The 19,161-nt window shown below is 69.3% G+C and carries 16 protein-coding genes and 1 riboswitch; of the genes, 9 read left to right on the top strand and 7 right to left on the bottom strand.

Annotated elements, in window-relative coordinates; genetic code table 11:
• Positions 1-87: 87 nt before the first annotated feature.
• From HNR51_RS15095 to HNR51_RS15105, 3 genes are all read right to left on the bottom strand, one after another.
• The gene (locus tag HNR51_RS15095) at positions 88-1,956 is read right to left on the bottom strand and encodes a DEAD/DEAH box helicase family protein (RefSeq protein WP_182555465.1); all 1,869 of its coding nucleotides are present in this window, start codon (positions 1,954-1,956) and stop codon (positions 88-90) included.
• A 24-nt stretch (positions 1,957-1,980) separates the two neighbouring features.
• Complete coding sequence (locus tag HNR51_RS15100; protein ID WP_012453075.1) at positions 1,981-2,274, bottom strand: hypothetical protein; 294 nt, start codon at positions 2,272-2,274, stop codon at positions 1,981-1,983.
• A 151-nt stretch (positions 2,275-2,425) separates the two neighbouring features.
• Positions 2,426-2,845, bottom strand: coding sequence for a CBS domain-containing protein (locus HNR51_RS15105; protein WP_012453074.1), 420 nt, complete (start codon positions 2,843-2,845; stop codon positions 2,426-2,428).
• 431 nt (positions 2,846-3,276) lie between these two features.
• Between HNR51_RS15105 and oxlT (HNR51_RS15110) the strand changes: the two genes are divergently transcribed.
• The 5 genes from oxlT (HNR51_RS15110) to HNR51_RS15130 all read left to right on the top strand — a co-directional run bounded on the left by oxlT (HNR51_RS15110) (position 3,277) and on the right by HNR51_RS15130 (position 9,349).
• Positions 3,277-4,602 carry an oxalate/formate MFS antiporter gene (gene oxlT / locus HNR51_RS15110; protein WP_283215078.1) on the top strand — a complete coding sequence of 442 codons (1,326 nt, stop codon included), beginning with the start codon at positions 3,277-3,279 and terminating at the stop codon, positions 4,600-4,602.
• A gap of 268 nt (positions 4,603-4,870) precedes the next feature.
• On the top strand, positions 4,871-6,196 hold the full coding sequence (gene oxlT / locus HNR51_RS15115; RefSeq protein WP_182555466.1) for an oxalate/formate MFS antiporter: 1,326 nt from the start codon (positions 4,871-4,873) through the stop codon (positions 6,194-6,196).
• A gap of 72 nt (positions 6,197-6,268) precedes the next feature.
• Entirely contained in the window at positions 6,269-6,616 is a 348-nt protein-coding gene (locus HNR51_RS15120) for a hypothetical protein (RefSeq protein WP_182555467.1), read from the top strand.
• Positions 6,613-8,367, top strand: a complete 1,755-nt coding sequence (oxc, locus tag HNR51_RS15125; RefSeq protein ID WP_182555468.1) for an oxalyl-CoA decarboxylase — start codon at positions 6,613-6,615, stop codon at positions 8,365-8,367. Before HNR51_RS15120 ends, oxc begins: the two co-directional genes overlap by 4 nt.
• A gap of 262 nt (positions 8,368-8,629) precedes the next feature.
• On the top strand, positions 8,630-9,349 hold the full coding sequence (locus tag HNR51_RS15130; RefSeq protein ID WP_012453070.1) for an alpha/beta hydrolase: 720 nt from the start codon (positions 8,630-8,632) through the stop codon (positions 9,347-9,349).
• 61 nt (positions 9,350-9,410) lie between these two features.
• On the opposite strand, the gene HNR51_RS15135 is transcribed toward HNR51_RS15130, so the two are convergent.
• The 3 genes from HNR51_RS15135 to HNR51_RS15145 form a co-directional block, all read right to left on the bottom strand.
• A complete protein-coding gene (locus tag HNR51_RS15135; RefSeq protein ID WP_182555670.1) occupies positions 9,411-10,625 on the bottom strand; it encodes an HPP family protein in 1,215 nt (404 codons plus the stop codon).
• Between the two features lie 248 nt (positions 10,626-10,873).
• Positions 10,874-12,124, bottom strand: coding sequence for a formyl-CoA transferase (gene frc, locus HNR51_RS15140; protein ID WP_141950706.1), 1,251 nt, complete (start codon positions 12,122-12,124; stop codon positions 10,874-10,876).
• A 102-nt stretch (positions 12,125-12,226) separates the two neighbouring features.
• Positions 12,227-12,676 (bottom strand): PAS domain-containing protein, encoded by a 450-nt coding sequence (locus tag HNR51_RS15145; RefSeq protein WP_012453067.1) that lies wholly within the window; start codon positions 12,674-12,676, stop codon positions 12,227-12,229.
• Positions 12,677-12,942: 266 nt separating this feature from the next.
• Between HNR51_RS15145 and HNR51_RS15150 the strand changes: the two genes are divergently transcribed.
• A complete protein-coding gene (locus HNR51_RS15150; RefSeq protein WP_141950705.1) occupies positions 12,943-13,386 on the top strand; it encodes an OsmC family protein in 444 nt (147 codons plus the stop codon).
• A gap of 32 nt (positions 13,387-13,418) precedes the next feature.
• Positions 13,419-13,787, top strand: coding sequence for a YybH family protein (locus HNR51_RS15155; protein ID WP_141950704.1), 369 nt, complete (start codon positions 13,419-13,421; stop codon positions 13,785-13,787).
• Between the two features lie 134 nt (positions 13,788-13,921).
• On the opposite strand, the gene HNR51_RS15160 is transcribed toward HNR51_RS15155, so the two are convergent.
• Positions 13,922-15,127: a DUF2778 domain-containing protein gene (locus tag HNR51_RS15160; RefSeq protein WP_182555469.1), complete on the bottom strand. Its 1,206-nt coding sequence runs from the start codon at positions 15,125-15,127 to the stop codon at positions 13,922-13,924.
• A gap of 320 nt (positions 15,128-15,447) precedes the next feature.
• Positions 15,448-15,656: riboswitch (cobalamin riboswitch) on the top strand.
• A 109-nt stretch (positions 15,657-15,765) separates the two neighbouring features.
• Here HNR51_RS15160 and HNR51_RS15165 point away from each other — a divergent pair.
• The gene (locus tag HNR51_RS15165; RefSeq protein WP_182555470.1) at positions 15,766-17,976 is read left to right on the top strand and encodes a TonB-dependent siderophore receptor; all 2,211 of its coding nucleotides are present in this window, start codon (positions 15,766-15,768) and stop codon (positions 17,974-17,976) included.
• Entirely contained in the window at positions 17,976-19,142 is a 1,167-nt protein-coding gene (locus HNR51_RS15170) for an acetyltransferase domain-containing protein (RefSeq protein WP_182555471.1), read from the top strand. Before HNR51_RS15165 ends, HNR51_RS15170 begins: the two co-directional genes overlap by 1 nt.
• Positions 19,143-19,161 lie beyond the last annotated feature (19 nt).

Consider the following 19,161-nt stretch of genomic DNA (forward strand, 5'->3'; position numbering starts at 1 on the left):
TGCGCGCGCCGGGGTGAGCCGGCAATCCTGACAGGCGGCGACGCTGTTACAAGCCTCGGTTGATGTTGCGACGCGACAGGCGTGCGGTCAGGAGACCGTGCGATCCGCCGCTGGACCCCACGCGCCGAGCGTCGACGTCTCGACCGGACGCAACACCTCTTCCAGCGGCGGAACGCCGTCGGCCCGCTCCGGCAGCCCCGCCGCGGCGAGCGCCCGCGCGGTCCCGGTGTCCCGGCAGGCGGCGGCGAGACCCGCCGCGTCGAGGCCGACCAGACGGCCGTGCTCGAACCGCGCGAAGACCCGCCCGGTCTCCCGCTCGGCGAAGCGCACCACGGACAGCCGCCGCAATGCCTCGCGCAGGAAGCGCGCCTCCGCCTCGGGCGCATCGGTGACGCCACGATAGACCTCGCTCGCCGCGCGGGCGCGGATGTCGATCCGCCGGTAGCGCTCGATCGCCAGCAGGGCGCTCGCATCGAGAATCGTCATCGCGTCGTTGGTGCCGAAGGCGATGGTACGCGGGCGCGCACCCTTGGGCACGCTGTTGTCGAGGAACTCGTAGGCGACCGGCCGGTCCTGCCGCAGCGCCCAGGTGAAGAACAGCCGCGGCATGCCGGTATAGGCCTCGACATTGTGCGCGAGCAGATCCTCCACCGCCTTGTAGCGCCCGAACTCCTCGCCCCGCTTCCAGGCCCGTTCCACGGTCTCCTCCGGCGGGGTGACCATGAATTGCAGGTAGACCCGGTGGCCGAACCGGGTCAGCAACTGGCCGGCGCCGTCGCTGCCGGCCTCCGTCGAGAAGCTGTCGAAGCGGAAACGGTCGATCAGCAGGTGCGAAAGGCGGCCCTGCGCCGCTTTGCGCGTGATGTAGCGGTCGAGCTTGGCATCGACGATCTCGACCTCGTGACCGGTCAGCGGCCCGGCATAGCGGCGGGCCTCGCCCAGGCTGTCGTAATCGAGCAGGAACTTGCGCCAGACATCGGGGGTGATGACGGCAAAGTCCGCCCACGCCGCGCCGATCTGTCCAGCGAGGTCGCGCTGATAGGGTCTGATCGTGCTTTTTCCCGAGGCCGAGGCGCCCTTGACGGTCATCACGACCGGCTGCGCCTTGGGGCTGGGCCGATGATAGCCCTGGGCTTCCGCCACCGCCTCGATCCAGGGCGCGATCAGCGCGCCGATCCGGTCGCTGCCGCAGCGGTTGGTCACGAGGATGCCGGCGAGCCGCCGCAGCAGCGCGCGGTCGCGGATCAGCATGCCCTGGCGGGCGATGACGTGGCCGAACACCGTGCGCAGCGCTTCGCGCACGGCGCATTCCAGGCTGTCGGCCTCGTGACCCGCGGCGCAGCGAGCGTCGAGGCGCGCGAGGATCCGGGCCTGCCCGTCCGCTGCGGGGGGAGGGGAGGGGGAAGACGCGGGAGAAGAGGCGGCGCGCGCGCCCGGGGCAAGGCTGCGCAGCCACCCGGCCCAGCCGGGGGACGGAGCGGGTGCTTCCGCGGACGCCTCCTCGAACAGGGCCGACAGCTCGCGCTCCAACGCCGCGTCGGCCTCGGCGCGGACGGCGTCGAGCGTGGCCGCGACCGCGTCGAGGCGGTGCGTCACGCCCTCGCGCAGCAGCGTCGAGACGATGCGCCGGAAGTTCAGGCCGAGATCGGCATAGACCTCGCCCACGGGGACCGAGATGTCGGCCATCACCCGGATCAACACCTCATGCACCGCGAGCCGCTCGGGCCGGAACGGGGCGAGCTGCGTCGCGGGCAGGCCGCTGAGATCGGACAGTTCGAGGATCTCGGGGAGACTGAGGGAGACGTTCTCGGGCCGGAACACTGTCGCGAGCGGGCGCATGGCCCGCGGCAGGCCCGGCTCGAGGCCGGGATTCCAGGCGTGGAAGGACGGCTCCGCCGCAGCGGAGAGCGGTTCGGCCGAGGCGATCCCGGCGGGAGGCGGCGCGGCGGTGTCCATCGCGCCCGCCCCGTCAGGCACCGATCAGGCGGCCGAGGCGTTCTCGATCGCCTCGAACCGGATCTGGTAGGCCTCGCCCCACAGCGTCGCCGCCCGCTCGTGCCAAGCGGCGTCGAAGAACAGCTTGGCGCAGAACGAGCTGCGCCAGATGCACACCGCGATGATGCGCTCGTCCAGCACCCGGATGTGGCGGCTTTCCAGCCCGCCGGCGATGCCGAGGCGGGGCAGCATGTCGATGCTGGAGGTGCCGAATTCGTTCTCGCCGGGGAAGACGATCGGGCACTCGACGACGGTCAGATGCTTGTTCGGATGTTCCATGGCGGAGCCTTTTTTCGGAGTTGTCTTCCGACCGTTTCCGGATCTTCCTCGCACAACGCCCGGTGCACTGTGTCCGCTCCCGCTGGAGGCGGCCCAGGACCTTCGCGCGTCGCGAGGGCCGACGATGGCCCCGAAGCGGGGCCGCGCGCCTTCACGTATGTGGCAAGGCCTGCGGGCTCGCGGCCGCCCGCGCTTCTCCGGCGCAATCCCAGATGCTCAGGATCGCGCTGATGCGGCAGGATTCCATCAGGGCGATGTGATCGACCTTCCGCTCGCAGAAGGTCTTCAGGCAGTCCTGCGGCGAGGTGCCGATCTCGACGGCGGGAAAGTCGTGGTCGGTGATGAGCCAGACGCTGCGATTGTAGACGTCCGGCCCCTCGGTCGCCACGGCGCGGAAGATGTCGCGCTGGGTGAGGAGGCCGGTCACGGTCGCATCGGCGTCGCCCTCGACGACGACGAGAGCGCCGGTTCCCGGCTGGGCGAGGAGCTGCGCCGCCTCGGCCACCGACCGGTCTCTGTGAATGGTGCGGACGCGCGAGGCGTCCGGCTCACGGCGCATCGTTCCAAACACGGCGCTCCTCCATCGGCATGCCTCTCAGCCGGGGCCGCCTTGGAGATCAGGCTGGTATACAACATACCTATTGTCAATGCCGCATTTTGAATTATGGTGCCGTGGTCCGCGCGCCATCGGCAAGATCGATCCGCCGGTCTTCAAACAGCCATGGGCCTGGGCGGACGATCCGCGGCCCGCCTCGCTCACGATCCGGGCCGGCCTCAAGCCCGCCCGTCCTCCGTGTCGCCGACATCGCTCCGAGAGAGACAGCTCCGAGCGGCGGGGATGCCGTCCGTTGCTCTAGAGACTTCGATCGGCCGATTTCATCACCAAAGCAATTCTCTCAACGTGATTAAGTGCCCGATTATATTCAATTTTTTACCTCGTTGACGACCTGAGACCACGACCAAAAAGCTCGGAAAAATCGAGCATTCACTGGAGATGCGTCCATGACCCAACCTTCGACCACCGATCCTTCGATCGCCCACCCCGGAGCGACCCCTGTACCCCCGCCGACGAACCGGTGGCTGCAACTGATCTTCGGCATCGTCTGCATGTGCATGATCGCCAACATGCAGTACGGCTGGACCTTCTTCGTCAATCCGATCCAGGAACGGCACGGCTGGGACCGCGCCGCGATCCAGGTCGCCTTCACCCTCTTCGTCGTCACCGAGACCTGGCTGGTGCCGATCGAGGGCTGGTTCGTCGACAAGTACGGCCCGCGGGTCGTGACGCTGGCCGGCGGCCTGATGTGCGGCCTCGCCTGGGTCGTCAACGCCTATGCCGACTCGCTGACCCTGCTCTATCTCGGCGCCATCATCGGCGGCACCGGCGCGGGCGCGGTCTACGGCACCTGTGTCGGCAACTCGCTGAAATGGTTCCCCGACCGGCGCGGCCTCGCCGCCGGCCTCACCGCCATGGGCTTCGGTGCGGGCTCCGCGCTCACCGTGGTGCCGATCCAGGCGGTGATCCACCATTACAGCTACGAGTCGGCCTTCCTCTGGTTCGGCCTCGGCCAGGGCCTGGTGGTGATGCTGATCGCCCTGTTCCTGGTGGCGCCGAAGAAGGGGCAGGTGCCCGAGATCGCCCGCGTCAGCCAGAGCAAGCGTGACTTCACCCCCGGCGAGATGGTGCGCACCCCGATCTTCTGGGTGATGTACGCGATGTTCGTGATGATGGCCGCCGGCGGCCTGATGGCGACCGCCCAGCTCGGCCCCATCGCCAAGGACTTTCACATCGCCGACGTGCCTGTGAGCCTGTTTGGCATCACCCTGCCGGCGCTGACCTTCGCCGCGACCATCGACCGGGTGCTCAACGGCGTGACCCGCCCGCTCTTCGGCTGGATCTCCGACCATATCGGCCGCGAGAACACGATGTTCCTTTCCTTCGGCATCGAGGGTGTGGGCATCTACCTCCTGAGCCAGTTCGGCCACGACCCGATCATGTTCGTGATCCTGACCGGACTCGTGTTCTTTGCCTGGGGCGAGATCTACTCGCTGTTCCCGGCGACCTGCGGCGACACCTTCGGCTCGAAGTATGCGGCCACCAATGCCGGTCTGCTCTACACCGCCAAGGGCACGGCGGCGCTGATCGTGCCCTATACCAGCATCCTTACCACGATGACGGGAAGCTGGCACGCGGTGTTCCTGGCGGCCGCCGCGCTCAACATCATCGCGGCCTTCATGGCGCTCTTCGTCCTCAAGCCGATGCGGCACGCCTATACGCGGGCCGCGGCGCCTCTCGAGACCAAGCCGAAGCCCGCCGCGGCGCACTGAGCCTCGTCTCCGGCCGGCCCCGCCGGCCGGCCTTTCGAACCATTGACGGCGCGCGCCGGGCCAGACCGCCCGGCGCGCGTCGTCGCGTCTGCAGCAGGCCCCCGCACGTCGCTTCGAACGATGCGTGTCGAGGCATCTTACGGCCGGTGTGCCGGGTTGCCGCAGCCGCACCCGAGGATCTTTGTCACTCTGGTATATTGTATGCCTAGCATCATTGTGCATGATGTGGCGCCAGGGGAGCACGAGAAACGCTTTAGGGAGATCCCGGATGGTTCACCAACCGGCAGAGCAACACGCGCATCGCGAGGCACCTTCCGATGCGCCTTCCGCCAAGTGGTGGCAACTCGCCTTCGGCGTGCTCTGCATGGCCATGATCGCCAACCTCCAGTACGGCTGGACCCTGTTCGTCGATCCGATCGACGCGCAGCACCAATGGGGGCGAACGGCGATCCAGTTCGCCTTCACGATCTTCGTCGCCACCGAAACCTGGCTCGTGCCGATCGAGACGTGGTTCGTCGACCGCTACGGCCCGAGCATCGTGGTCGGTTTCGGCGGGGTCATGATCGCCCTGTCCTGGACGCTCAATGCCTACGCCGACTCGCTCTTCCTGCTCTACGCCGCGGCGGTGATCGGCGGCATCGGTGCGGGATCGGTCTACGGCACCTGCGTCGGCAACGCCCTCAAGTGGTTCCCCGACCGGCGCGGCCTCGCGGCGGGCGCGACCGCGGCGGGCTTCGGCGCGGGCGCGGCGATCACCGTGATCCCGATCGCCAACATGATCGCCGCGAGCGGCTATCAGAAGGCCTTCCTCGTGTTCGGGCTCGGCCAGGGCGCCGTCGTCCTCCTGCTGTCGTTCCTGCTGCGCAAGCCTTCCGTGGCGGTGCCGATCCGGCGCAAGAACCTGCGCCTGCCCCAGACCAAGATCGACCGCAGCCCGAAGGAGGCGGTGCGCACGCCCGTGTTCTGGACGATGTACGCGATGTTCGTGATGGTCGCCTCTGGCGGCCTGATGGCGGCAGCGCAGATCGCCCCGATCGCCCACGACTTCAAGGTCGCCGACGTGCCGATGAGCCTGTTCGGCCTGCAAATGGCGGCGCTGACCCTCGCGATCTCGCTCGACCGGATCTTCGATGGGTTCGGCCGGCCGTTCTTCGGCTGGGTCTCCGACAATATCGGCCGCGAGAACACGATGTTCATCGCCTTCGTCATCGCCGCCACCGCCTGCATCCTGCTGCTGGGCTACGGACGCAACCCGATCGTCTTCGTGCTGTGCACGGCGATGTATTTCGGGGTGTTCGGCGAGATCTACTCGCTGTTCCCGGCGACCTGCGGCGATACCTTCGGCTCGAAGTACGCGGCCAGCAATGCCGGCCTGCTCTACACTGCCAAGGGTACGGCGGCCTTCCTCGTCCCCTTCGCCAGCGTGTTGTCGGCGAGCTACGGCTGGTCGGCCGTGTTCGGCCTCATCATCGGGCTGAACATCCTGGCCGCCGCGCTCGCGGTGTTCGTGCTGAAGCCGATGCGGCGGCGCTATCTCGCGTCGGAAGCCGAGATCGCCGAGGCGGCCGAGGCGCGGTCGGTCAAGCTCGCCTGAGGGGGGCGGGCGGCCCACGGTTCTGACTGACGAGAAACGCGCCGCGGCGGATGACGCCCGGCGCGTTTCTTCGTGGAGAGCCTGTTTGCCGAACCCTATCGCCGACGGCCGGCATCGATCGGCGCGAAGCGATCCCGCCGCACGATCGTCGAGGACGAAGCGGGCGCACGCCGTCCCTCATCGTCCTTCCGGAACCGGCACCGCGACGCTCGCGACGTGCCGGAAGAAAAGTGCCAGTTCCGTTTGACCGCCTATTTGGTATTTGGTATGCCAGATCCGTCGCAGCAAGACCGGCCGTTCCCCGAACGGCCCGTGCGCGCCGGAAGGCGCCGTGAGAGACGCGAAACGCGCCCGGCCCCGACGCCATCGGGTCCCGCGCCCGACAACAGCATCCGCACCGAGAGGGAGAACGCCGCATGACCGTCCAGGCCCAGAACATCGACGCGATCACCGCGGGCGCCGTGCCCCACGAGGAGGCGGAGCTGACCGACGGCTTCCACCTCGTCATCGACGCGCTCAAGCTCAACGGCATCGAGACGATCTACAACGTGCCGGGCATCCCGATCACCGATCTCGGCCGTCTGGCCCAGGCCGAGGGCCTGCGGGTCGTCTCCTTCCGCCACGAGCAGAACGCGGGCAACGCGGCGGCGATCGCCGGCTTCCTCACCAAGAAGCCGGGCATCTGCCTCACCGTCTCGGCGCCGGGCTTCCTCAACGGCCTGACGGCGCTGGCGAACGCCACCACCAACTGCTTCCCGATGATCCTGATCTCCGGCTCGTCCGAGCGCGAGATCGTCGATCTGCAGCAGGGCGACTACGAGGAGATGGACCAGCTCGCCATCGCCAAGCCGCTGTGCAAGGCCGCCTTCCGCGTCCTGCACGCCGCCGATATCGGGATCGGCGTGGCCCGTGCGATCCGCGCCGCCGTCTCCGGCCGGCCCGGCGGCGTCTATCTCGACCTGCCCGCCAAGCTGTTCTCGCAGGTCATCGACGCCGATCTCGGCGCACGCTCGCTGGTGAAGGTGATCGATCCGGCTCCGGCCCAGATCCCGGCTCCGGCCTCCGTCGCCCGCGCCCTCGATCTGCTGAAGGGGGCCGAGCGTCCGCTGATCATCCTCGGCAAGGGCGCCGCCTACGCCCAGGCCGACGAGGCGGTCCGCGCGCTCGTCGAGGAGAGCGGCATCCCCTACGTGCCGATGAGCATGGCCAAGGGCCTCCTGCCCGACACCCACCCGCTCTCGGCCGGCGCGGCGCGCTCCACCGCGCTCAAGGATTCCGATGTCGTCGTGCTGGTCGGCGCCCGCCTCAACTGGCTGCTGTCCCACGGCAAGGGCAAGACCTGGGGCGAGCCGGGCTCCAAGCGCTTCATCCAGATCGACATCGAGCCGCGGGAGATGGACTCGAACGTCGAGATCGCCGCCCCGCTGGTGGGCGACATCGGCTCCTGCGTCGAGGCGCTGCTGGAAGGGATCCGCAAGGACTGGAAGGGCGCGCCTGAGAACTGGCTCCAGACCATCCGCACGAAGCGCGAGGCCAATATCGCCAAGATGGCCCCGAAGCTGATGAAGAACACCTCGCCGATGTGCTTCCACTCGGCGCTGGGCGCCCTGCGGACCGTCATCAAGGAGCGGCCCGACGCGATCCTCGTCAACGAGGGCGCCAACACCCTCGATCTCGCCCGCGGCATCATCGACATGTACCAGCCGCGCAAGCGCCTGGACGTCGGCACCTGGGGCGTGATGGGCATCGGCATGGGCTTCGCCGTCGCGGCCGCCGTCGAGACCGGCAAGCCGGTTCTGGCGGTCGAGGGCGACTCGGCCTTCGGCTTCTCCGGCATGGAGGTGGAGACCATCTGCCGCTACGACCTGCCGGTCTGCATCGTGATCTTCAACAACAACGGCATCTACCGCGGCACCGACACCGACCCGACCGGGCGCGACCCCGGCACCACGGTCTTCGTGAAGGATAGCCGCTACGACAAGATGATGGAGGCCTTCGGCGGCGTCGGCGTGAACGTCACCACGCCGGACGAGCTGAAGCGGGCGGTCGATGCGGCGATGGATTCCGGCAAGCCGACCCTCATCAACGCGGTGATCGACCCCGCCGCCGGCAGCGAGAGCGGCAATATCGGCAGCCTCAACCCGCAGAGCACGCTGAAAAAGAAGAAGTGAGGCGAAGGCCGCTTGGCCCCAGCCGACGCCTGAACCGGATCGCGGTGCCCGAGGGCGCCGCGATCCTTTTTTGTCTGGCAAGCGCCCTCGGTCCTCATGCTGAGGTGCGACGCCAAGCGGAGCCTCGAAGCACGCAGGAAGGCTGCTCCGAGACACCCGAGCCGGGGCGTCCCGGAAAACCGATCAGCCGTGCTTCGAGGCCCGCTGGCGCGGGCACCTCGGCATGACGGGCCTGGGCTGGGTTCCATCAAAAGGATCTCCCATGGCCTCCTCCGCGATCGACCCCACCGCTCCCCTCGATCCCCGCCTCGCCGGCCGGCTCGCCTTCCTGCCGCGGCTGCCGACGAAGCCGGCGCTGCCGCCGGGCCGCCACGCGCTCGGGCTGTTCGAGACCCGCGACGCCATTCTCTGCGTGCCCGACCATGTCGATCCGCGCCTGCCGACCCCGCTGGTCGTGCTGTTCCACGGCGGCGGCGGGCATGCGGAGAAGATCCTGCCGATGCTGGAGGGGCATGCGAAGGCACGCGGCTTCCTGCTGCTCGCGCCACAATCGCTCTATCCGACCTGGGATCTCGTCATCGTCGGCAACGGGCCGGACCGGGAGCGGCTCGATCAGGCCCTGGCGGAGGTCGCCGACCGCTTCCTGATCGACCCGCGGCACCTCGCCTTCGCGGGGCACTCGGATGGCGGCAGCTACGCCCTGTCGCTCGGGCTCACCAACGGCGACCGGGTCAGCCACCTGATCGTGTCCTCGGCCGGCTTCATGTCGGTGCAGGTGCAGGCGGGCGCGCCCAAGATCTTCCTCTCGCACGGAACCCGCGACGAGCAGATCGGGATCGACCGCAGCGCCCGCACCCATGCCCGGCTGCTGAAGGGGGCGGGCTACGACCTGACCTATGTCGAGTATGACGGCCCGCACGCCTACAATCCGGACGTGGTGGCCCAGGCCGTCGATTTCTTCCTGGGCGATTTCTTCGCCTGACCGGAGCCACCCGCCCGAACAGTCACCGTCCGGCCGTCGGGACGATGCGTGAGCGTCAGCCTCAGGCGATCCCGGCGGCGAGGCCCGCAGGCAGGCGCTCCGCGCGCTCGGGCGCGGTGTCGCGGTTGCCCGCGTCGCGGGTGGCGGCCTCGGTCAGCAGGGCGGCCACGAGGTCGCTCTGCGAGACGACGCCCATCAGCCGTCCCTCCGGCCCGACCACGGGCAGGTGGTGGTGGCCGCTCTGAGCCATCCGCGCCGCGACCTGAGCGAGCGACATCTCCGGCCGCAGGCTCTCGACCTCGGTGGTCATCACGTCGGCGGCGCAGCCATGCGGGGCGCGGCCCCGGCCCAGCGTCAGTTGCCAGCGCCGGGCAAGGCCGAGGCGGGGGCCGCGCCCATCCCACTCCGCCTTGTCCATCAGGTCGGTCTGGGTGAGGACGCCGATCACCCGCGCGCTCTCGTCGGTGACGGGCAGCATCTTGATGTGATGGCGCCGCAGGAGGGCGAGCGCCTCCCGCAGGGGCGCCTCGGGAGCGATGCCGACGACGTCGCGGGTGAGGATCGAGGCGCAGGTCGCCGGCCCGGAGCGGCGCATGACGGCGCTGAGCTGGGCACGCCGCAGCAGCGCTTCGAGGTCGCCGCGGCCGATATCCAGCACCTGATCGTAATCTTCGAGCGCCGCGTCGATGTCGGCCGAGCTGAGGCCGAAGCGGCCCTCCGGGGTCGGGGCGGCGGGCGCGGCATGCGCGACATGCGGGTAGGAGCGGCCGGTGAGATTGTTGAACAGGAGCGCGATGCCGAGGATCAGGATCGTGTTCGCGCCCACCGGCCACAGCACGAAGCCGTAGCCGAGATCGTGGATCGCCGGCCCGCCCAGCACGGCGGTCAGCGCCACGGCGCCGCTGGGCGGATGCAGGCAGCGCAACGCCATCATCACCGCGATGGCGCCGGCGCCGGCGAGCGCCGCGGCCACCAGGGGATCGTGGATGAACAGGCCGGCGGTGACGCCGACCACCGAGGCCACGAGGTTGCCGCCGAGGATCGACCAGGGCTGGGCCAGCGGGCTCGACGGGACGGCGAAGAGCAGGACCGCGGAGGCGCCCATCGGCGCGATCAGGGCCGGCAGTTCGACCCCCGTGCCGAGGGCCGCGCGGGCCACGAGCCCGGTTCCGAGGAGGCCGGCCAGCGCTCCGCAGGCGGCGCGCACCCGCTCGCGCGGGCTGACGGGCGCGTGTTCCGGCAGGAGACGGCGCAGGAAGGACATCACCAGTCGCATCACCGGCAGGGCACCGCAGGTTCGAGGCGAGGGGAGCGGGCGTCCGGGAGGGCGCGAACGGGTCCCGCGAGACGGAAAAACCGGACCGACGGGGTCGGCCCGGGAAAGTCATCGGAGGAGGAAAAAACCCGGGCACCATGCCCGGTCAAGCGCTCCCGGGGCGATGCCCCGTCCCGGGAGATACATGGCCGAAGGGGTTCGGCCATTCCGTGCCGGCAGCCCGGAGACCGGGCTGCCGCGTTCATCCGTCAGACCGCGCGTGCCTCGTGCATCGCGGCGATCTGCTCAGGGCTGTAGCCGAGGCCGGCGAGAACTTCGTCGGTGTGCTCGCCCAGGAGCGGCGAAGCCTTGATGTCGACCTTCATGTCCGAGAACTTGATCGGGCTTCCGACGGTCAGGTACGAGCCGAGCTTCGGATGCGGCACCTCGACGATGGTGCCGCTGGCGCGCAGCGACGGATCGGCGGCGATCTCCTTCATGGAGAGGACCGGCGAGCAGGGGATGTCGAACTTGCGCAGGATGTCGACCGCCTCGAACTTGGTCTTGTCGGCCAGCCAATCCTCGATGAAGGCGAAGATCTCGAAGATCTTGTCCTGGCGGGCGCGGGGGGTGTTGTAGGCCGGATCGTCGATCCACTCGGGCTTGTTGAGGGCCTTGCAGATCGGGGCCCAGGCGTGACCCTGGATCGTGAAGTAAATGTAGGCGTTCGGGTCGGTCTGCCAGCCCTTGCACTTGAGCACCCAGCCCGGCTGGCCGCCGCCGCCCGCGTTGCCGCCGCGCGGCACCACGTCGGTGAATTCGCCGTGCGGGTACTGCGGATACTCCTCAAGGTAGCCGATGGCGTCGAGGCGCTGCTGGTCGCGCAGCTTCACGCGGCAGAGATTGATCACCGAGTCCTGCATCGACACGGCGACCTTCTGGCCCTTGCCGGTCTTGTTCTTCTGGTGGAGCGCCGTGAGGATGCCGATGGCCAGGTGCATGCCGGTGTTGGAATCGCCCAGCGCCGCGGCCGACACGGTGGGGGGGCCGTCCCAGAAGCCGGTGGTCGAGGCGGCACCGCCCGCGCACTGCGCCACGTTCTCGTAGACCTTCAGGTCCTCGTAGTGGTGGCCGTCGGAGAAGCCCTTCACCGAGGCGAGGATCATGCCCGGATTGAGGGACTGGATGTGCTCCCAGGTGAAGCCCATGCGGTCGAGGGCGCCGGGACCGAAATTCTCGACCATCACGTCGGATTCACGGATAAGCTTTTCGAGGACTTCCTTGCCCTGCGGGGTCTTGGTGTCCAGCGTCAGCGAACGCTTGTTGGAGTTGAGCATCGTGAAGTAGAGCGCATCCGCGTCCTCGACGTGGCGGAGCTGGTTGCGCGTCACGTCGCCGGAGCCCGGACGCTCGACCTTGATCACGTCCGCCCCGAACCACGCGAGGAGCTGCGTGCAGGCGGGGCCGGCCTGGACGTGGGTGAAATCGATGATTCTGATCCCGTCGAGCGGCTGGGTCATCTCGGTTTTCTCCCTCTTTCGACTTCGTTGTGAGCAGTCGTTGTTGGAAAATCGGACAATATAAACTTCAGCAATCTTGCTGAACGGCTTGGATTTCGCGTCTCAGGCACAGACGAGTGTGCCCAGGGCCTCTTCCAGCTCCGCCACGCGGCGGCGCAGAGAGCGCTCCTCTTGGAAGCGCTCGGTCTCGTCGCGGATCACCGCGGCGATGCCGGTGACCTCACCGTCGGCCCCGTGCAGCAGCGCGACGGTGAAGGCGATGGAGAGCGCCCGTCCGTCCTTGTGCAGGGCGGGCACCTTGAGCAGCGACGTGCCGTAGCGGGTCTCGCCCGTGCGCATCGTCTTGGCGTAGCCGTCCCAGTGGCGTCGGCGATGACGCTCCGGGGTGATGAGATCGAGGGTCTCGCCCAGCGCCTCGGCCTCCGAGAAGCCGAAGATCCGCTCCGCGGCCGGATTCCACGTGACGATCCGTCCATCCGCGTCGGAGATCACCACGCCGTCGCCGATCGCCGCGACGAGCCCGGATATGTCGAAGGTCTGCGATTGGGCCATCCGCCGCCTCCCTTTCTGCCGCCGTCCGAGCCCTAGGGCCGCATCGCGAGCGGAAAGGCGTGATGTCCGTCGAGGATGCCGCGTAGGGTCATGGCAGGCGTTGCCTCCTTGGCTTCCCGGATCTGACTGTCCGGATCGAGGCCGCTCTTTCCGGTGGCTCATCGATTGGCATCTGGTATACCAGATACGAATGGCAGGTCAAGGCGCACCGCGCGGCCCGAACGGGATCGCGTCGGGGCGGTTGTCAGGGAGGCGAGGAGGCCGCGATGTCGGGCAAGCACAGCATCACGATCCGGCAGATTGAGGCCTATGCCTTCCGGATCGAGTTCGGCGAGGCCTTCGTGCCGCTGCTGACGGACGAGCCGGAGCCGATCGGCGGCGGTACCGGTCCCTCGCCGGAGCAGGTGCTGATCGCCGCCGTGAGCAACTGCCTGTGCGCGAGCCTCGCCTTCGCGCTGGGCAAGTACCGGCAGGAGGGGGGCGGCGTGAGCGCGGAGGCGATCGGGCGCGTGGCCCGCAACGCGGAAGGCCGCCTGCGCCTCGTCGGAATCGAGGTCGACATCGCGCTCGGCGCATCGGCCGAATCGATGGACCGGATCGACCGGGTGCTCGCGCAGTTCGAGCAGTTCTGCACCGTGTCCGAGAGCGTCAAGGCCGGGGTTCCGGTGGCGGTCGCGGTGCGGGACGGGCGGGGCAATCGCCTGAAATAGAGACGCGTGAAGCAGACAGGGAGGAACGAGCGATGAGCGAGACGCACCGGGACGTGGCGCGGGAGCCTGAAGATCTCGCCCGGCTGTTCCACGAGCGCGCCAATGCCGGCGACGCCGAGGGACTGGTCGCCCTCTACGAGCCCCAGGCCGTGGTCGCCGCGGGCGAGATCGTGGCGACCGGCCACGACGAGATCCGCCGCTTCTACACCGATCTGCTCGCCCGCAAGTCGGACTTCCCCGAGCCCGAGACGCTGCCGGCGATCCGCAACGGCGACCTTGCGCTCACCTTCGCCCGGTTGCCGAACGGGGCGATCTCGGTGGAATCGGCCCGGCGGCAATCCGACGGGACGTGGCGCTGGGCGATCGACCAGCTCAAGATCAAGCCCGTCGCCAAGGGCTGACGGGCTCACGCCGACCGAAGCCGAAGGTTTCGAAAGGACGGGTCCTTTCGCGGGTCCAGGGCAGAGCCCTGGTTGAAGGGGTGCCGGGGTTCCACCCCGGCGCCCCGCCAAAGGGATGGTCCCTTCGGGATCCCTTAATTCGCCGCGGACGCCGAGCGCCGCGACGGGGCCCCGCGCCGGCTGGCGAAGACGCCGGGGGCGGTGCCGGGCACCACGACGAGGCGCCGGACCTCGCCGCGCAGGTAGGCCTGGAGGAAGCGGGTGTAGTTCCGGAACACGACGCAGCCGTTGGAGGCGCCGCTCGGGCCCAGCATGTAGGTGTGGGCGAGGATCCCGTCGCGGCCGTGGATGGCGGCGGAGCCGCCGACCGGAGTGAGGCGGATCGCCCGCACGCCGTGGAACAGGGCCTCGCGCTCGCGCAGGTCGTAGACCCCCGGCGGGGTGGCGCCGCGCATCCGGACATGGACGTAGTCCGGGTTGTCCTGGGCGACGCCGAGGCCGGAATGGGCCTCCAGCACCTCGCCGCTCGGCAGGGTCACGGTGGCGGCGCTGATGTCGTAGACGGCGACCCCCGGCTCGGAGACCGGGCCGGGCACGACGCGCCGCCGGGCGGCCGAATCCACCGCGCCGCTGTCGAGGCCGGCATAGGCCATCGCCGGCTCGGAGGAGGCCGGCTGCGACGGCCCGGAGCCGGGCAGGTCGAACATCTTCTCGAAAAAGTTGCGGTTGTCGGTGACCGCCGCGCTGAACACGCTGCGGGTCGGCTCGGCGGAGGCGCGGGCGGTGGACGCCGTGGCGATCCGGCCGGTCGCGGCACGGGCGGTCTGCATCCGCGGCTCGTAGCGGAACGCGTCCGGGCGGCGCACCGGCAACGGCACGGTGAGCGCGACGCGGGCGGCCGGTGCGGACGGCTTGACGGAGAGCGCCGCGTCGGCCGCCGGCACGGGCAAGGCGGCGAGGGTCGGGGCGGCCTCTTGCGTGACCGGCTTCTGCGCGACTGGAATCTGTGCGACCCGCTCCGGCGCGGGCGGCGCCCGGAAGGCGGAGACCTGGGGGGCCTGCCGGACGAAGCCGCGGGACGCCGTGTCGAGGACGGGAGCCGGATCGAGCATCCAGGCCAGCGCGTTCGGGACGGCCTGCCCGGTCTCCGGCGCCTCGGCCTCGCTCGCGATCCGTGCGGACGGCGCCGGGGCGGGGGTGGGGCTCTCCTCCGGTTGCAGCATCCCGGCGAGCGCGAGCCCTCCGAGGGCGGTGAGCGCGAGGGCCGCGAGCGGCGGCCCGCGCCGACGGCGGACGACGGGCCGGGCGGAGCGACTCTGGACGAGCTCGGCGATGTCCATGCGGGCGGTACTCGACAACGCGGATCCCACACGGCCTCCCGCCGTCATCCCTGGCTATCTGTGCCAGAATGACGATCGAGATGGCTTTGCCGATTAGGGAATGATCAACCTTAAGCCTTTCCTCATTGAACGGGATCTTGGTTAATCTTGCCTAAAGCGCGATCGCCTTCGATGAAAAACGCTTGAGGCCGATGTCGAAGGCTCGGCGCGGTCACGCGACCCCAAGGCTTGCCATCGGACCGTTGTGCCCGTCGGGCCACAGGCTGTGTGATGTTGTTACATTTCATGCGCTCGCAGGTTGACCGCGTGCCGCATCGCAGCGAAGTTGCTGCGGCCAAGGTTCCTCCGGAGGCATGTCCGGGGGCCAAGAGGGAATTCGGTAAGCCCATGCGGGCGAAGCCGAAGCTGCCCCCGCAACTGTGAGCGGCGAGCCTCCGTCATTGAGGGTCACTGGTGCCACGCACCGGGAAGGCCGAGACGGAGGTGCTGACCCGCGAGCCAGGAGACCTGCCTTGGCACGACGATGTCCCCCGGGCGGGGTGCTCCGGCGGCGTGCCTGATCGCGCGAGTGCGTCCTCTTGCGCGCTCGCCGCGGGCCTCCGCTCGGGCGCGCGTCCGATACAGCCAGAGCGCGCCCTGTGAGAGTTCGGACGAGCCAGAACGCCAACGACGCGATGAAGCCGGCCCGGCATCCGCGCTGGATGCTGGCCGCGCTGCTCTGCGCCGGCCTGCCCGGCCCGGAGGCGCGGGCGCAGGAATCGGTCACCCTGGAGGAACTGGCGGTCGAGGGAGAGGGCCGCGGCCAGGGTGTCGGCAACGGTGTGCCGGATGGCCGGACGGCGGCGGCCGGCACGATCGGCCTGATCGGACCGACGCCGGGCTATCGCGCCGAGCGCGCGGTGAGCGCGACGCGGACGGACACGCCCCAGCGCGACGTGCCCCAGATCGTCACCGTAGCGCCGCGCGAGGTCATCACGGATCTCGCCGCCACCCGTGTGGACCGCGTCTTCAACTACACGCCGGGTGTGGCGCAGCAGAACAATTTCGGTGGCCTCTCGGTGTTCAGCTACGCCATCCGCGGCGTCACCACCTCCGAGATCTACAAGAACGGCTTTCCCTTGAACCGGGGCACGCCGCCCCCACCGGACACGCAGAACGTCGAGCGGATCGAGGTGCTGAAAGGCCCCGGCGGCGGCCTGTTCGGGCGCAGCGATCCGGGTGGGCTCGTCAACATCATCACCAAGCAGCCGACCGCGGAACGCTTCGTCGAGATGGGCGGGCTGTGGGGCTCGTTCGGGCAGTTCCGCGGCACGGTCGATTCCGGCGGCGCGCTGAACGAGGAGGGCACGCTCCTCTACCGCTTCAATCTCGCCGCCGGCCGCCAGGGCAGCTTTCGCGATTTCGTGGACGGCGACCGGCTGCTGGTGGCCCCGGTCCTGAGCTGGCAGATCACGCCGGATACGCGGATCACGGTCGAGACCGAGTTCCTGCGCAATCGGATCGTGTTCGATCGCGGCGTCATCGCCCTCAACGGGCGGCTCGGGCTCCTGCCGATCTCGCGCTTCCTCGGCGAGCCGGGCCAGAGCACCTACCAGACCAACAACACCATGCAGGTGCGGGTCGATCACCGCTTCAACGCCGACTGGCAGATGCGGCTCGCCACCCACTTCAATACGGGCACGCTGGAGGGCGAATCCGCCGAGATCCGCGCCATCGCCGCCGACAACCGCACCGTCTCGCGCGACCGCAACATCCGCGACTATCGCTGGGACGTGGCGATCGGCCAGGCGGAGGTGGTCGGGCGCTTCGACACCGCCGGGATCGGTCACACCATGCTGCTCGGCTTCGAGCGCGAGAGCACCGACAGCCGGGTCGTCTACAACCGCTCGAACTTCCGCACGAGCCCCTACGCCATCGACATCTACGATCCGCGCTACGGCCAGCCGCTGCCGCCGATCACCATCCCGCGCAACAACCTCGAGCGGATCACCAACACGGCCCTCTACGCCCAGGACCAGATCAGCCTCAGCCCGGAATGGAAGGCGCTGGTGGGGGTGCGCTTCGACTTCTTCGAACAATCCTTCCGCGAACGCATTCCGCGCTCCCAGGTCGATCAGACCTATTTCGCCGCGACACCGCGGGCGGGCCTCGTCTACCAGCCGACGCCGGAACTCGCGCTCTTCACCAATGTCGGCACGAGCTTCCGGCCGAATATCGGCCCCGACGCGGCGGCCGTGGCCCGCGACGGCCCGTTCGCGCCCGAGACCGGCATCGGCTACGAGGTCGGGGCCAAGCTCGACCTCTACGGCGGCGCGCTGGCGCTCACCGGCACGGCCTTCCTGGTCGACCGGGAGAACGTGCTGACGCCCGACCCCAACAACAGTGCCTTCTCGCTGGCTGCGGGCGGGGTCCGGAGCCAGGGCATCGAGCTGACCGCCGCCGGCCAGATCACGCCGGAGATCAAGCTCCTGGCGGGCTACGTGTTCGCCGAGGCAACGATCACCAAGGACAACGTGCTGCCGGTGGGCACGCCGCTCATCAACGTGCCGCGCCATTCCGGCAGCCTGCTCGCGGTCCACGAGGTGCAGGCCGGGCCGTGGAAGGGGCTCGGGCTCGGCGGCGGCGTGCGCGGCGTCGGCGAGCGGCCGGCGGATGCGGTCAACAGCTTCTCGCTGCCGGCCTACATCGCCGTCGATGCGCTGGCCTATTACCGCTACGAGAACTTCCGCTTCGGGCTGAACGTCGAGAACGTGTTCGACACCGAGTATTACGAGAGTTCGCTCAACCGCTTCCGGGTGTATCCCGGCTCGCCGCGCCGCTTCACCGGCACGCTGACGGTGCGGTTCTGATGCGGCTTCGGCCGGACATCACAACGGCTGCCGCCCCGCGCACCCGCATCGGCGCCATCGATGCCCTGCGCGGGCTCGTGATGCTCCTGATGCTGGTCGATCACGTGCGCGAGTTCTTCTACCTGCACGCCCAGGTGAGCGACCCGGTGAACCTCGCGGCAACGCCGCCGGACCTGTTCCTGACGCGGGCCGCCTCGCATCTCTGCGCCCCGGTCTTCCTGTTGCTGACGGGGCTTTCGGCGAGCCTCTACGGCCAGAAGCACGGCAGCCGGGCGGCGACCTCCGCCTTCCTCCTCAAGCGCGGGCTGTTCCTGATCGTCCTCGAAGTGACGCTCGTGAACCTCGCCTGGACCCGCAGCCTGCTGCCGCCGATCCTCTACCTTCAGGTGATCTGGGCGATCGGGGTCAGCATGCTGGCGCTCGCCGCCCTGCTCTGGCTGCCGCGCCCGGCGCTGATCGGCGCAGGCCTGGCGATCATGCTCGGCCACAACACCCTCGACGGGATCGTGCTGACGCCCGATCAGCCGGGCTACGCCCTGTGGGCGGTGCTGCACCAGCGCGGGATGATCCCGCTGCCCTGGGGCGCGGCGCGCACCTCCTATCCGGTGCTGCCGTGGATCGGCGTCATCGCCGCGGGCTACGCGCTCGGGCCGCTCTATGCCTCCGGGGTCGATCCGGTCCGGCGCCGCCGACGCCTCCTTGCCCTCGGGCTTGCGAGCCTGACGGCGTTCCTGATCCTGCGCGGCCTGAACGGCTACGACGATCCGAGCCCCTGGCAGGCGGGCAAGGACGGGGTTGCGGGGGTTCTGTCCTTCATCAACCTCACCAAATACCCGCCCTCGGCCGACTTCCTGCTCGCGACCCTCGGACCCGGCCTGCTGCTGCTCGCCCTGTTCGAGCGCCTGCCGGAGCGGCACCTGCGCTGGCTCACCGTCTTCGGCGGGGCGCCGCTGTTCTTCTACCTCGCCCATCTCTGGGCCCTGCGCCTGAGCCACGACGGCCTCGCCGCCCTCGGCCTTACCGGCGCATCCGGCCGGGTCGAGGCCGGTGCGCCGTGGCAGATCTGGCCCATCGCGGCGGCCTTCGCGCTCGCCCTCTATCCGGCCTGTCTCGGGATGGTGCGCCTGAAGCGGCGCAGCCGGTGGCCGGGGCTGAGCTATCTTTGAGATCGCTTCCCCGGACGGG

The organism is Methylorubrum thiocyanatum, assembly GCA_014138645.1.
Taxonomy (GTDB): Bacteria; Pseudomonadota; Alphaproteobacteria; order Rhizobiales; family Beijerinckiaceae; genus Methylobacterium; species Methylobacterium thiocyanatum.